The organism is Kitasatospora sp. GAS204B, assembly GCF_029892155.1.
Taxonomy (GTDB): Bacteria; Actinomycetota; Actinomycetes; order Streptomycetales; family Streptomycetaceae; genus Kitasatospora.
The window spans coordinates 244,513-258,616 of record NZ_JARZAG010000003.1; the positions used below are offsets into that span (position 1 = coordinate 244,513).

A 14,104-nucleotide genomic window follows, 5' to 3' on the forward strand; every position below is an offset into this window, starting at 1 on the left:
AGTGGTCCAGACCATCGGACAGACGAGGACCGGCCCGCACCACTCACCCCTTTACTCGGATCGTCCGGCACGTTCCTGCCGGTGAAGGAGACGCACCATCATGGCTTCTGTCACGTACGACAAGGCGTCCCGCCTCTACCCGGGCGGCACCAAGCCCGCCGTCGACGAGCTGGACCTGCACATCGAGGACGGCGAGTTCCTCGTGCTGGTCGGCCCCTCCGGCTGTGGCAAGTCGACCAGCCTGCGGATGCTGGCCGGTCTGGAGGACGTCAACGGTGGCGCCATCCGGATCGGCGAGCGGGATGTGACCCACCTGCCGCCCAAGGACCGGGACATCGCGATGGTGTTCCAGAACTACGCGCTCTACCCGCACATGACCGTCGCCGACAACATGGGCTTCGCGCTCAAGATCGCCGGCGTCAACAAGGCCGAGATCCGCAAGAAGGTCGAGGAGGCCGCGAAGATCCTCGACCTGACCGACTACCTGGACCGCAAGCCGAAGGCGCTCTCCGGCGGTCAGCGCCAGCGTGTCGCGATGGGCCGGGCGATCGTCCGCGAGCCGCAGGTCTTCCTGATGGACGAGCCGCTGTCCAACCTGGACGCCAAGCTCCGCGTCTCGACCCGCACCCAGATCGCCGGCCTGCAGCGCCGCCTGGGCATCACCACGGTCTACGTGACGCACGACCAGACCGAGGCCATGACCATGGGCGACCGCGTCGCGGTGCTCAAGGACGGGCTGCTCCAGCAGGTCGACACCCCGCGCCGGATGTACGACAAGCCCGCCAACGTCTTCGTGGCCGGCTTCATCGGCTCGCCCGCGATGAACCTGGTCGACGTCCCGCTGGTGGACGGCGGCGTGAAGTTCGGCGGCTCGGTGATCAACATCGACCGCGAGCACCTGGCCGGCGCCGGCAGCGACAAGACGGTGACCGTCGGGATCCGCCCGGAGCACTTCGAGATCGTCTCCGACGGCGGGATCGAGGGCGTGGCCGTCACGGTCAACGTGGTCGAGGAACTCGGCGCGGACGGGTTCGTCTACGGCTCCACCAAGGTCAGCGGCACGGACGTGGACATCGTGGTGCGGGTCCACGGCCGGCAGATCCCGCAGAAGGGCGAGACCATCAACGTGGTCCCGACCGGCGGCGAGACGCACGTCTTCTCGACCAGCACGGGCGAGCGCCTCAGCGCCTGATCGAAGCCCCTGATCGAAGCCCCGGATCGAACAGGCAGCTCCGCACAACCGAACGACCGCGCGCGGCCCCGTCGGACACCCGTCCGACGGGGCCGCGCCGCTGCGTCACTCATCCGTGTGACGGAGTGCCTGCGGGGCGTCATACGGCGCTAACCTCACTGGCGTGAAGCAGCTCGTTCGCCGCATCGGCCAGACCATCGCCCTCACCCTGCCCGTGGTCCTCGTGACCACCGGCACCCTCGCCGTGACCCGAGTGGCCTGGGCGCCGCCGGTGAACGACAACCAGCAGGTGGTGGCCGCCTCCAGCGGCGTCGGCGGTGGCATCGGCCGCACCGCCACCACCGCCGACGTCACCGGTGCCACCAACGGCGGCGGTGCCACCAGCCACTCGGGCATGTCGCCGCAGGACGCCCTGCGCACCGACCTGATGCAGGAGTTGCGGTCCCGTGGCGCCGCCGCGGCGCTGGACCTGCTGGACCGCAGCATGACCGCGCAGCCCGCGCTCACCCCGTACTGCAGCACGCTCGCCAAGGAGTTGGGCCAGGCGACGCTGAAGCTGTACCAGGGCGACGTGCAGCGCGCCCGGTCCTTCGCCCGCCCGGTCTGCGACGGCTCCTTCGCGGCCGGCATCGCGGGCTGACGCACCGTCAGCGGAGTCCGCACGTCACCCCAGGACCACCCGCACGCCACCCGAGGCCGAACCCGGTGAGCGGCATCCAGGCCTATCCTGCTGCCCATGACCGGCTTCGACCTCCCCGCGCCCCCTTCCGCGCCGTTTGCCAGCCCGAGCCCTCTGGTCGCCCCGACCCCTGCGGCCACCGTCACGCAGGCCGTGATCCTGGCCGGCGGTCAGGGCTCGCGGCTGCGCCCGTACACCGATGACCGGCCCAAGCCGCTGGTCGAGATCCCCGGCACCGGTACGCCGATCGTCGGACACCAACTCGCCTGGCTGGCAGCCGAAGGCGTGACCGACGTGGTGATCTCCTGCGGCCATCTGGCCGAGGTGTTGCAGGCCTGGCTGGACCAGGCCGACCTGCCGCTCCGGGCCAGCACCGTGGTCGAGGCCGAACCGCTGGGCCGGGGCGGCGGGTTGAAGTTCGCCTCGAAGGCGCTGCCGCGCCCGGACGAGCCCTGGTACGCCACCAACGGGGACATCTGGACCCGGTTCAGCCTGCGCGAGATGGCCGCCTTCCACCACGAGCGGGACGCCCTGGCCACCCTCGCGCTGGCCCGGCCCCGGATCCCCTGGGGCGCGGTGGAGACCGACCAGTTCGGCAACATCCTGGACTTCATCGAGGCGCCGCCCTCCCCGTTCCTGATCAACGCCGGGCTCTACGTCTTCGCGGCCGGTTTCGCCGAGCTGCTGCCCGACGTGGGCGACCACGAGCGCACCACCTTCCCGCAACTCGCCCGTGCCAAGCGGCTCGCGGGCTACCAGCTGCCGCAGGGCGTCTACTGGCGGGCGATCGACACCGCCAAGGACCTCATCGAGGCCGCCAAGGAGCTCGCCGCAGCCCGGCAGGACTGATCCCCGCTCCCAGAACAACTCCCAGAACAAGTCAGGGGCCCCTTTGCTCCGTTCCGGCCGGAACGGAGCAAAGGGGCCCGTGACGCACCCGCCGGTTCAGGCCAGCGGCGCGCGCCCTGAGGAGCCGTCCGCCGAGGTCCCTGGACCCGGCATCCCCAGCGTCGACGGCAGCCGCAGCTGCGGCGGGCCGCTGCCCAGCACCCCGCCGATCAGCCCGTCGCTCGGGCTGGACTTGGGTGCCCGGGTGCTCGCCCCGGACCCGGTGCCCTGGCTGCCGCCCGACGCCGGCGCCCCGCCGCCGGCGGGGGTCGTGCCGGGGCCGGGCGCGCCGGCGGTCGAACCGCCCTGCCCGGTCGCGTTGCCGGCCCCGGAGCCCTCACTCGTGGCGCCCCGGGTGGACGTGGACGGGTGCGCCTTGGCGCTCTTCCCGGCCGAGGGTGCGGCTGAGGACGACGCGGACGGCGCCGCCGACGGTGTCCCTGCCCCGTGGCCGGTGGCCGCCCCGCCGCCCGGCACTGCCGGGACGGGCACCACGGGAGCCTGCGACACGCCCGAGCGACCGGTGGTGGCCGGCCAGACCGGCGTGCCGTAGTCGGTCGGTGGCTGGCCGGGGCCGGGCTGCGGCCGCCCGCCGGTGCGCACGGCGGCGCCCAGCAGCGAACCGAGCAGCAGGGTCAGCCCGATCACCACGACGGCCGCCACGGTGCCCCGGCGCAGCACCCGGCGGCGCACCGCCCTGGGTGCCTGCGGGCCGTACCGGCGCCAGGCATCCAGCGCGATCCGGCCGTCCAGCGAGGCGAACGGCGCGCCGGCGATCAGCAGCGGGCTCCAGGCCGCCAGGAAGATCAGGTCGGGCGTGTCGTAGACCGGCACGGCGCGCCAGCTCACCGTGAAGAGCAGCGCGGCGGAGAGCAGCATCGCGGCTCCGGCGGCCAGCCGCTGCCAGAGCCCGAGCAGCGACAGCACGCCGACCACGATCTCGGTGAACGCCACGCCGAGGCCGGCCCCGACCGGGTGCGCCATGGCGAAGTCCAGCAGCGGCTGGGCCGCCTTCCACGCGTGCAGCGAGGCGAGCCAGCGCATCATCGAGCCGCGGTCGCCGCCGTCGAAGTACACCGGGTCGCAGATCTTGCTGAAGCCGGCGTAGACCGAGAGCGAGCCGAGCAGCACCCGCAGCGGCAGCAGCACCAGCCCGAGGTCGACCTTCCGACCGGGGTGCCAGGCGTGCCGGCTCGACTCGCCCGCCATGGCGGCGGCCGAGTACTCGGGCAGTTCCCCGCTAGGTTGCCAACCCGCCGCGCGGGTCCGCTCCCGGCGCGGCTCGGCGGGCCGCTCCGGCGTGGCGGACCCGGGCGGCGTGCGGGGGCCGGGCGGCTCGTCCGCCGCCCAGCCGTGCGGTTGCCGGGGCACCGCACCACGCCCGCTGTAGGAGCCGTGGTGGCCGCCGTAGCCGTACGAGCCGCCGACCGGCGCGTCGTCCCAGCCGGGCACGGCCTCCAGCGGCTGGGTCTCCTCGGAATCGACCAGGCCCACCGAGGACCCGCCGATCGAGGACCCGCCCAGCGAGGACCCGCCGCCCGAGAGCGCCCCGGCCGAGGCCGGGCCGCCCGCCGGCGCGGGCACGGTGTTCAGCCGCACCGCGTCCAGCAGCTGAGTGGCCGCCAGGTCGCCCGGCGCCGCCTGACCGCTCCAGGTGACGGCGGTGACCCGGCCCTTGCGCCGTGGCGCGCCGAGCGCCGTCGAGCCGCCCAGCGCGGACCCGGCTCCCGCCAGCGCTCCGGCACCGGCCAGCGATCCGGCACCGCCGTCCGCGCTCCCGGCCCGGACCAGCCCGGGCCGGCCGCCGTACGTCAACGCCGCGTACGGCCGCCCGAAGGAGTCCGCGTACGGCACCGCCACCGGCGGCGGCGCGTCGAGCAGCGGCGCGAGCGGCGCGGGCAGTCTGAGCCGGAAGCTGACCTGGGTGTTGCTGAGCCGAGCGGGATCGCTCGGCACCTTGACGGTGCTGAGGGTGGGCTCAGCCTCTATCCCTGTCGCTTGGCCGAACCGGGGGCGCCGAGGTGTTCTGGTGTCCACACCCCTCTAACCGGGTGACACCCGGTTAGGACACTCTCCCGGGTGCAACTCCCGGGCGTGGCTGACGGATCCGGTCAGTCTCGCGCGGGATGGTGACCGTTCGGATCAGACTCGGAAAGAACCCGTCACCGTCAGGCCACCGACCGTCGAGCAGCGCCGTCTCACCGGCCACCGACCCTCGAGCGCCGCCCGCCTCACCCCACCTTGGCCCGCAGCCGCGCCGCCTCGTAGAGCACGATCCCGGCCGCGACGCCGGCGTTCAGCGACTCGGTCTGACCCGGCATCGGAATCCGCACCCGGATGTCACAGGTCTCCGCGACCAGCCGGGACAGTCCCTTGCCCTCGCTGCCTGCCACGATCACCACCGGACCGGTCAGCGCCTCCAGGTCGCCGATCTCCGCCTCGCCGTCCGCCGCCAGGCCGACCACCAGCAGCCCGGCCTTCTGGTAGGCCTGCAGCGCCCGGGTCAGGTTGGTCGCCCGGGCCACCGGCAGCCGGGCCGCGGCGCCCGAGGAGGTCTTCCAGGCACCGGCCGTCATGCCGGCCGCCCGCCGCTCGGGGATCACCACGCCGTGCGCGCCGAACGCCGCGGCCGACCGGACCACGGCGCCCAGGTTGCGCGAGTCGGTGACCCCGTCCAGCGCCATGACCAGCGCGTCCTCGCCCAGGTCGGCGGCCGCCCCCAGCAGGTCCTCGGGGTGCGCGTACTCGTAGGGCGGGACCTGCAGCACCAGGCCCTGGTGGTTGAGGCCACCGGTCATCTGGTCCAGCTGCGGGCGCGGCGCCTCCATCAGCGGGATGCCCCGCTCGTTGGCGGCCTGGAACGCCTCGCGCACCCGGTCGTCGGTGTCGATGAACTGCATCACGTAGAGCGCGCTGGCCGGCACGCCGCCGACCAGTGCCTCGACCACCGAGTTGCGGCCGACCACCAGCTCGGCGGCACCCGCGCCGCCGCGCCCGCCGCGGCCGCCACCGCCGGAGCGGCGCATGCCGGCCCGGGCCTTGGCGTCCCGCTCGCGCTTGACCGCGGCGTTGGCGGCCCGCTGCTTGGGGTGCCCCTTGCGGGCCTCACCGGGCGGGGTCGGGCCCTTGCCCTGCAGTGCCTTCCGGCTGTGGCCGCCGGTCCCGACGCTCGCGCCCTTCTTCGATCCGGGGTTGCGTGCGTTCCTGCGCTGGCTGTTGCCGGCCATGGCGATACTTCCTGTTCTATCCGTCTGCGTCATGCCGATGGGCCGTACTGGTCGAGGCTCGTCGAGACTCCTCGGAGTACGGCCCACCGGCGCCCTGCGAGTACGCGCGGGGCTACTGGTTGCTGATCGTCCAGCGCGGGCCGGACGGGGTGTCCTCGATCGCCAGGCCGGCCAGGCCCAGCTGGTCACGGATGGCGTCCGCGGTGGCGAAGTCCTTGCGCTCCCGGGCCGCCTGGCGCTGGTCCAGGACCAGCCGGACCAGCGAGTCGACGACCCCGTGCAGGTCCTCGCCGCGCTCCGTGCCGGTCCACTGCGGGTCGAGCGGGTCGAGCCCCAGCACTCCGAGCATCGCACGGACCTCGGCGAGTCGCGCTACCGCGTTCTCCTTGTCGTCCGCCGTCAGCGCGCTGTTGCCCTGCCGAACGGCGGTGTGCAGCACGGCCAGCGCCTGCGGCACGCCGAAGTCGTCGTCCATCGCCTCGGCGAAGGCCGGCGGCACCTCGGCGGCCGGCTCGACCGGACCGCAGAGCTCGACCACCCGCTGGATGAAACCCTCGATCCGGGCGAAGCCGGCCTCGGCCTCGCGCAGCGACTCCTCGCTGTACTCGATCATCGATCGGTAGTGCGGGCCGGCCAGGTAGTAGCGGAGCACGATCGGGCGCCAGCGCTGCACCATCTCGGAGATCAGCACCGAGTTGCCGAGCGACTTGGCCATCTTCTCGCCGCTCATGGTGACCCAGGCGTTGTGCACCCAGAAGTTCGCGAAGTCGTCGCCGAAGGCCTTGGACTGGGCGATCTCGTTCTCGTGGTGCGGGAAGATCAGGTCCAGCCCGCCGCCGTGGATGTCGAAGGCGTTGCCCAGGTACTTGTGCACCATGGCCGAGCACTCCAGGTGCCAGCCGGGGCGGCCCTGGCCCCACGGCGTGGTCCAGCTCGGCTCGCCCGGCTTGGCGGCCTTCCACATGGCGAAGTCGCGCGGGTCGCGCTTGCCGGTCTCGCCCTCGCCCTCCGGCTGCAGGAGGTTCTCCAGCTTCTGGTTGGAGAGCTCCAGGTACTGCGGGAAGGACTTGACGTCGAAGTACACGTTGCCGTCGGCCGCGTAGGCGTGGCCCTTGGCGATCAACGTCTGCATCATGTCGATCATCTCGGGGATGTGGCCGGTGGCCCGCGGCTCCACGGTCGGCGGCAGGCAGCCGAGCACGGTGTAACCGTCGTCGAAGGCTCGCTCGTTGGCGTAGGCGATCTGCCACCACGGCACGCCGAGCTCGTGCTCCTTGCGGATCACCTTGTCGTCGATGTCGGTGACGTTGCGCACGAACGTCACCTCGAAGCCGCGGTAGGCGAACCAGCGGCGCATCACGTCGAAGTTGAGGTTGGACCGCATGTGCCCGATGTGCGGGGCCCCCTGCACGGTGGCACCGCACAGGTAGATCGAGACGCAGCCCGGTACAAGCGGGACGAAGTCGCGTACCTGGCGGGTGCTGGTGTCGTACAGGCGAAGGCTCACACCGTCCAGCGTAGTGGGAATCAGGGGATGCCCCGCGACGTTTGGGCGTCCCACCCGTCACGAGTTCATGGCAAACCGGACGATCCGGCTCCGATTTCTTCGTCCGAGCCGGACCGCCCTGCGCCGGCCACGAGCCGGGGCCACAGCCGCCCGGCCGGCTTGCGCGGGCGGACCGACCACCACCCGCGCACCTGACCCTCCATCAGTTCCGTTCGCCCAATGGCGGTCCCGGTTCAGCCGCGCTGGTAGACCAGCGCGGTGGCCAGGCCCACCAGCCCCTCGCCGCGCCCGGTCATGCCGAGCCCGTCGGTGGTCGCCGCCGAGAGCGAGACCGGCGCGCCGACCGCAGTCGAGAGCACCTCCTCGGCCTCCTGGCGCCGGCTGCCGATCCGCGGCCGCACCCCGATCACCTGCACCGCGATGTTGCCGATCTCGAAGCCCGCCGCGCGCACGATCCGGGCCGCCTCGGTGAGCAGCGTCACCCCCGAGGCGCCCTTCCACTCGGGGCGGCCGGTGCCGAAGTGGGTGCCCAGGTCGCCGAGCCCGGCGGCCGAGAAGATCGCGTTGCAGGCGGCGTGCGCGACCACGTCGGCGTCCGAGTGGCCGGCCAGGCCCTGCTCGTAGCCGTCCCAGCGCAGGCCGCCCACCCAGAGCGGCACGCCGTCCGCGAAGGCGTGCACATCGGTGCCGATCCCCACCCGGGGAATGATCGGTGACGGGACGTCAGAAGCCATCGGAGGCCCTCCTACGGGCGAGTACGGCCTCGGCCAGCACGAGGTCCAGCGGACGGGTCACCTTGAACGCCTCCTCGTGGCCCGGCACCACGACCACCCGGCCGCCGTAGTACTCGACCAGGCCGGCGTCGTCGGTCACCACCGGCGAGCCGCCCGCGGCCTCCTCGGTCAGCGCCTTGGCGTGCACCTCGGCCAGCGTCTCGCGGCGGAAGCCCTGCGGGGTCTGCACCGCCCGCAGCGTGGCGCGGTCGGGCGTGTCGAGCACCGGCTCCGGCTCGCCGGCGGCCACCGGGCGGACCCGCTTGACGGTGTCCGCCAGCGGCACGGCCGGCACCACGGCCTCGGCACCGGCCCGCACCGCGGCCACCACGGCGTCCACCACCTCGACCGGCACCAGCGGGCGGGCCGCGTCGTGCACCAGCACGATCTCGGTGGACTCCGGGATCGCCGCCAGGCCGAGGCGGACCGACTCCTGCCGGGTCGCGCCACCGGCCACCACCCGGATGTCCTTGCCGTCCAACCCGTGGCTGTCCAGCAGGCTCAGCACCTCGGCGACCCCCTGCGGCGGCGCGGCGACCACGACCAGCCCGACCGCCCGGCTGCGGGCCAGCGCGCGGACCGCGTGCACCAGCAGCGGCGCGCCGCCCAGGTCGCGCAGCGCCTTGGGCGCCCCGGGGCCGAGCCGCTCGCCCCGCCCGGCGGCCGGAACCACGGCCGCCGCCACTACTCCTGTGCTGTTCAGGGTTTCACTCCTTCGGCGAAGTGGGTATGGCCCAGGCGTACCCGTCAGACGGTGCACCGGACCCCTTCCACCCCGGCGCCGCCTCTCGGGTACCGGTGTGCAGGCCCCCACGCTACGAGCACGACAGATCACACGTCACACCCGGGCGCGGTCATTCGGCCCCGGGCATGCCACAGCGCCCGAGTGCCTTCTCGGCACCGGGCGCTGTTGAACGGCCGCAGTCGAACGGCACTCAGCCGCACCACACACGTACGTCACGGCGAACGGGCGACGCCCTACGAGGCGAGCACCTCGTCGAGCAGCGTCTCCGCCTTGTCCTCGTTGGTGTTCTCCGCCAGCGCCAGTTCGCTGACGAGGATCTGCCGAGCCTTGGCGAGCATCCGCTTCTCGCCGGCCGACAGGCCGCGCTCGCGCTCCCGCCGCCACAGGTCACGCACGACCTCGGCGACCTTGATGACGTCACCGGACGCGAGCTTTTCCAGGTTCGCCTTGTAACGGCGAGACCAGTTGGTGGGCTCTTCGGTGTACGGTGCGCGCAGCACCTCGAAGACCCGGTCCAGACCCTCCTGGCCGACCACGTCGCGCACGCCGACGAACTCCGCGTTCTCCGCGGGGACGCGCAGCGTGAGGTCACCCTGCTGAACCTTCAGCACCAGGTAGGTCTTGTCCACACCTTTGATCTGGCGAATTTCGATGGCCTCGATCAGTGCAGCCCCGTGATGGGGGTAGACCACCGTGTCGCCAACCTTGAACGTCATGTGACAGGACCCCTTCCGTGGCTTTCCAGAATAACACGCTTTTCCGTCCGCCCGAAGGGCGTTTTCGCAGGTCAGGGCCGGTCTCGGGGCTTGACAAGGACCCCTGCGGCGTGCTGCGACCACCCCGCGTGAGCGGCTTCTCGCAGGTCGGAGGCCCTTCTCGCGACGATCGAAAGCGCGGGCAACACCCGGCCGATCGGCATTCGATCTTGAAGTCGACACCGGATATTCACCGTTTCCCGATCGTGATCTGATCTTGACGCGGTTCCGGAACCACACACAACATCGCCACACCGTGCCCCGACCGGACCGCTTCAACCCGCCCCGACTCGCCCCGACCCGCCGGGCCGATCCTGGCGCACGGCGCGGATCCGATCACTGGAGTGGTCCGCACGCGACACGGGGCCACCCCGTGAGGGGCGGATAAGTGTGGTGGGTACGCTGAGCGCTGACAACCCGACACGTGACCCAAGGAGATGCGCCGCCGTGAGCCGCAGCCTTCGACGCGGTGGCACTGCTGCCATCGTCCTCGCCCTCGCCGCCGTCTCGCTGTCCGCCTGCTCCGCCGGGAGCAGCGCCGAGACTCAGACGATCAAGCCGAACACGCCGGCCACCTCACTGGGCACCGACCTCAAGCTCAACGGCATCGTCGTCGTGGTCAGCCAGGACCAGAGCCCGGGCCAGCCCGGCCCCGCGAACCTGACCGTCAACATCAGCAACACCGGCAGCACCCCGCAGACGCTGACCAACGTCACCGTCGGCGGCGTCGCCGCCACCCTCGACGACGCCTCGGGCGCGCCGCTGCCCGGCGGCATCGTGATCCCGGCCAACAGCGCGGTGGCGCTCGGCGCCAGCGGGCAGCCGTCCGCGCGGGTCGCCTCCGCGACGCTGGCCCTGGGCGGCTTCACGCCGACCTCGTTCTCGTTCTCCAGCGCGGGCAAGGTCGACGCCTCGGCGCTGGTCAACCCGGCCCAGGGCCCGTACGAGTCCTTCGGCCCGGTGATGCCGTCCGGCTCCGCCGCGGCCTCGGCGAGCGGTTCGGCCGCCGCCTCCACCTCTCCCGCCGCGAGCGGCTCCGCCGCCGCCTCGACGGGCGCGAGCACCTCGGCCACCGCGAGCAGCTCGACCACCGGCTCCCCCAGCTCCAGCCCCACGCACTGATGCCCTGGACGCGCACCCGGCGCAAGGGTGGCGCGCCCCGCGTACAGCTGAGGGCCGCACCCCGTTCTCCGGGGTGCGGCCCTCAGCCGTAACTCACTGCGAGCGGTTCGACTTACGGCTCGAACTTGTAGCCCAGGCCACGGACCGTGACCAGGTAGCGCGGCGCGCCCGGGTCCGGCTCGATCTTGGCGCGCAGCCGCTTCACGTGGACGTCCAGGGTCTTGGTGTCACCGACGTAGTCGGCGCCCCAGACCCGGTCGATCAGCTGCATCCGGGTGAGCACCCGGCCCGCGTTGCGCAGCAGCATCTCCAGCAGGTCGAACTCCTTGAGCGGCAGGTCGACCTTGCCACCGTCCACGGTGACCACGTGCCGGTCCACGTCCATCCGGACCGGGCCGGCCTCCAGCGCGCCGGGGCCGCCGCCGTCGTTGCCGATGCCACCCTCCTCGCCGCGGCGGCGCAGCACCGCGCGGATCCGGGCGACCAGCTCGCGGGTCGAGTAGGGCTTGGTGACGTAGTCGTCAGCGCCTATCTCCAGGCCCACGACCTTGTCGATCTCGCTGTCCTTGGCGGTCACCATGATCACCGGCACGTTGGAGCGCACCCGCAGCTGGCGGCAGACCTCGGTGCCGGGCAGCCCAGGCAGCATCAGGTCGAGCAGCACCAGGTCGGCGCCGTTGCGTTCGAACTGCTCCAGTGCGTCGGGCCCGGTGGCGGCGACCGCCACCTCGAAGCCTTCCTTGCGAAGCATGTAGGAGAGAGCGTCGCTGAACGACTCCTCGTCCTCGACCACCAGTACTCGGGTCACGATCGGGCCTCCGGGGCAGGAAGGGGGGTTGGGGTTGCGGATGCGTCAGTTGCGCTGCTCGCCGCGCCGCCGGTGGCGGCCGGGTTCTGCCCGGCGGGGAGCCGGACGGTGAAAGTGGAGCCTTGGCCCTCGACGCTCCAGACCGAGACGGTTCCGCCGTGCGAGGCCGCCACGTGCTTGACGATGGACAGGCCCAGGCCGGTACCGCCGGTGGCCCGGCTGCGGGCCGGGTCCACCCGGTAGAAGCGTTCGAAGATCCGCTCGCGGTCCTTCTCCGAGATGCCGATGCCCTGATCGGTCACCGAGATCTCGATCAGCTCGCCGTCCGCCTCCCCGATCGCGGCGGCGCTGGCTATCCGGCGGGTCGCGATCGCCACCCGGGTGCGGGGCGGGCTGTAGTTGACCGCGTTCTCGACCAGGTTCCCGAGCGCCGCGGCGAGCTGGCCGCGGTCGCCGAAGAGGTGGAGGCCGGCGATGCCACCGGCCGCGATGTGGATCTGCTTGGCCGCGGCCTGCTGCCGGCAGCGGTCCATCGCCTCGGCGATCAGCTCGTCGACCGGGACCGGTTCGGGGTCCATCAGCAGGCGGTCGTCCTGGACCCGGGAGAGGTCGATGATCTCCTGGACCAGGCTGGCCAGCCGGGTGGCCTCGATCTGCATCCGGCCGGCGAAACGCTGCACCGCCTCCGGATCGTCGGCCGCGTCCGCGACCGCCTCGGAGAGCAGCGAGAGCGCCCCCACCGGCGTCTTGAGCTCGTGGCTGACATTGGCCACGAAGTCGCGCCGGACCGCCTCGATCCGACGGCGCTCGGTGAGGTCCTCGACCAGCACCAGGACCAGCCGGGAGCCGAGTGGGGCGACCCGGACCGAGACCGAGAGCGGCTCGCCGTGGCGCGCCACCCCCGGGCGCGGGACGTCCAGGTCGGCCTGGCGGATCTCGCCGTCCCGGCGGGTCGCCCTGGCCAGCGCGAGCATCTGCTCGACGGCCACCGCGCCACCGCGGACCAGGCCCATCGAGTAGGCGGCGGAGCTGGCCTTGACCACCTCGTCGCCGTCACCCAGCACGATCGCGCAGGACCGCAGCACCGAGAGCACGGTGTCCACGCCGGGGGGCAGCGCCGCGTCCTGCAGCGGCCTGCTCACTGCTGATGAGCTGCTTCTCTTGCCGTTGCCGCTGCTGCTGCCCCGGCCCTGTTCGCGCTCGCTCCAGCGGAAGGCGATGGAGGCGGTGAGACCGACGCCGAGGCCGGCGATGGCGCAGGCAGCGGCGGCGGCCACATTCACGTCCATGCGGCCAGCCTAAGCGCATCGACCGGCCGCTTTGTAAGCATCAGAACAAGGCATCGACCATGCGTTGCCGAGAATTCACCTTCAGGTAGCTGCGGGTTCACTGCGGCGGCCGTGGGCCGTCGCCCGGACAGCGCAGTCTCGATCGCGCAGCCCGTGTGGGTAGGGAACGCGCGTACGATGCGCGCCACCAGCAGCGGCCGCCCACCCGGAGCCCGGGTCCGGCGGCTGGTCGGCACCGCCACCGACACCGCAAGCAAGAAGGAGAAGAGAAGCGCATGCGTGACGCTTACCACGAGGAACTCGACTCGATCGGCGACGGCCTGGTCGAGATGGCCCGGCTGGTCGGTTCGGCCATGGGTCGTGCCACCACCGCGCTGCTCGACGCCGACCTGGAGCTGGCGGAGAGCGTGATCGCGGCCGACGAGAAGGTCAACGCCCTCCACCACGAGCTGGAGAACACCGCGATCAACCTGCTGGCCCGCCAGCAGCCGGTCGCCACCGACCTGCGGATCGTGGTCACCTCGCTGCGGATGAGCGCGGACCTGGAGCGCTGCGGCGACCTCGCCCGGCACGTCGCCAAGGTGGCCCGGCGGCGCTACCCGGACACCGCCGTGCCGAGCGACCTGCAGCCCATCGTGCTGGAGATGGGTCAGCTCGCCCAGCGCCTGGTGGCCAAGGCCGGCCAGGTCATCGCCACCAAGGACGTGGACGCGGCGCTGCAGCTGGAGCGCGACGACGACGCGATGGACGAGATGCACCGCCAGCTCTTCGCGCACCTGGCCGACGACCGCTGGCAGCACGGCATCGAGACCGGCGTGGACGTCACCCTGATCGGCCGGTACTACGAGCGCTTCGCCGACCACGCGGTCTCGGTGGCCAAGCGCGTGGTCTTCCTGGTCACCGGTGAGCACGCGGGCGACTTCGTCGCCGAGCAGGCCTGAAGCCGAGTAGGCCCAAACCTGACGGCCGCCACGACGGCCGGCGATCGGTGCGGGGGCGCACGGCGACGCAGCGTCCCACACCTACGCGCCCATTGACGCTCCGTCAGCCGCCGGGCTTCACTCGAGGAGCAGGCAGCCCGTCACCCACTGCCTGCCTCGATCGAGGAGGGCACCGCAC

Annotated in this window: 13 protein-coding genes; 5 read left to right on the plus strand and 8 right to left on the minus strand. The window is 72.4% G+C overall.

What is annotated here, in order from left to right:
- The first annotated feature begins 100 nt into the window (after positions 1–100).
- From ugpC to P3T41_RS06185, 3 genes are all read left to right on the plus strand, one after another.
- Positions 101–1,192 carry a sn-glycerol-3-phosphate ABC transporter ATP-binding protein UgpC gene (ugpC, locus tag P3T41_RS06175; RefSeq protein WP_280688438.1) on the plus strand — a complete coding sequence of 364 codons (1,092 nt, stop codon included), beginning with the start codon at positions 101–103 and terminating at the stop codon, positions 1,190–1,192.
- Positions 1,193–1,355: 163 nt separating this feature from the next.
- Positions 1,356–1,832, plus strand: a complete 477-nt coding sequence (locus P3T41_RS06180) for a hypothetical protein (RefSeq protein WP_280688440.1) — start codon at positions 1,356–1,358, stop codon at positions 1,830–1,832.
- A gap of 96 nt (positions 1,833–1,928) precedes the next feature.
- Entirely contained in the window at positions 1,929–2,720 is a 792-nt protein-coding gene (locus tag P3T41_RS06185; RefSeq protein WP_280688442.1) for a nucleotidyltransferase family protein, read from the plus strand.
- A gap of 96 nt (positions 2,721–2,816) precedes the next feature.
- On the opposite strand, the gene P3T41_RS06190 is transcribed toward P3T41_RS06185, so the two are convergent.
- The 6 genes from P3T41_RS06190 to P3T41_RS06215 all read right to left on the minus strand — a co-directional run bounded on the left by P3T41_RS06190 (position 2,817) and on the right by P3T41_RS06215 (position 9,727).
- Positions 2,817–4,715 carry a DoxX family membrane protein gene (locus P3T41_RS06190; protein ID WP_280688444.1) on the minus strand — a complete coding sequence of 633 codons (1,899 nt, stop codon included), beginning with the start codon at positions 4,713–4,715 and terminating at the stop codon, positions 2,817–2,819.
- 275 nt (positions 4,716–4,990) lie between these two features.
- The gene (gene rlmB / locus P3T41_RS06195; protein ID WP_280688446.1) at positions 4,991–5,986 is read right to left on the minus strand and encodes a 23S rRNA (guanosine(2251)-2'-O)-methyltransferase RlmB; all 996 of its coding nucleotides are present in this window, start codon (positions 5,984–5,986) and stop codon (positions 4,991–4,993) included.
- Positions 5,987–6,098: 112 nt separating this feature from the next.
- Entirely contained in the window at positions 6,099–7,493 is a 1,395-nt protein-coding gene (cysS, locus tag P3T41_RS06200; protein ID WP_280688448.1) for a cysteine--tRNA ligase, read from the minus strand.
- 233 nt (positions 7,494–7,726) lie between these two features.
- Positions 7,727–8,227, minus strand: coding sequence for a 2-C-methyl-D-erythritol 2,4-cyclodiphosphate synthase (gene ispF, locus P3T41_RS06205; RefSeq protein ID WP_280688449.1), 501 nt, complete (start codon positions 8,225–8,227; stop codon positions 7,727–7,729).
- Positions 8,217–8,951 carry a 2-C-methyl-D-erythritol 4-phosphate cytidylyltransferase gene (ispD, locus tag P3T41_RS06210; RefSeq protein ID WP_348533630.1) on the minus strand — a complete coding sequence of 245 codons (735 nt, stop codon included), beginning with the start codon at positions 8,949–8,951 and terminating at the stop codon, positions 8,217–8,219. Before ispD ends, ispF begins: the two co-directional genes overlap by 11 nt.
- Before the next feature lie 293 nt (positions 8,952–9,244).
- The gene (locus P3T41_RS06215; protein ID WP_030244332.1) at positions 9,245–9,727 is read right to left on the minus strand and encodes a CarD family transcriptional regulator; all 483 of its coding nucleotides are present in this window, start codon (positions 9,725–9,727) and stop codon (positions 9,245–9,247) included.
- Positions 9,728–10,213: 486 nt separating this feature from the next.
- On the opposite strand from P3T41_RS06215, the gene P3T41_RS06220 reads away from it, so the two are divergent.
- Positions 10,214–10,888, plus strand: a complete 675-nt coding sequence (locus tag P3T41_RS06220) for a DUF461 domain-containing protein (RefSeq protein WP_280688452.1) — start codon at positions 10,214–10,216, stop codon at positions 10,886–10,888.
- A gap of 112 nt (positions 10,889–11,000) precedes the next feature.
- Here P3T41_RS06220 and P3T41_RS06225 read toward each other — a convergent pair whose 3' ends face one another.
- Both P3T41_RS06225 and P3T41_RS06230 read right to left on the minus strand, forming a co-directional pair.
- Entirely contained in the window at positions 11,001–11,696 is a 696-nt protein-coding gene (locus tag P3T41_RS06225) for a response regulator transcription factor (RefSeq protein ID WP_280688454.1), read from the minus strand.
- Positions 11,693–12,985: an ATP-binding protein gene (locus P3T41_RS06230; protein ID WP_280688456.1), complete on the minus strand. Its 1,293-nt coding sequence runs from the start codon at positions 12,983–12,985 to the stop codon at positions 11,693–11,695. Before P3T41_RS06230 ends, P3T41_RS06225 begins: the two co-directional genes overlap by 4 nt.
- Before the next feature lie 275 nt (positions 12,986–13,260).
- Between P3T41_RS06230 and phoU the strand changes: the two genes are divergently transcribed.
- Positions 13,261–13,926 (plus strand): phosphate signaling complex protein PhoU, encoded by a 666-nt coding sequence (gene phoU / locus P3T41_RS06235; RefSeq protein ID WP_280688458.1) that lies wholly within the window; start codon positions 13,261–13,263, stop codon positions 13,924–13,926.
- The last annotated feature ends 178 nt before the right edge of the window (positions 13,927–14,104 follow it).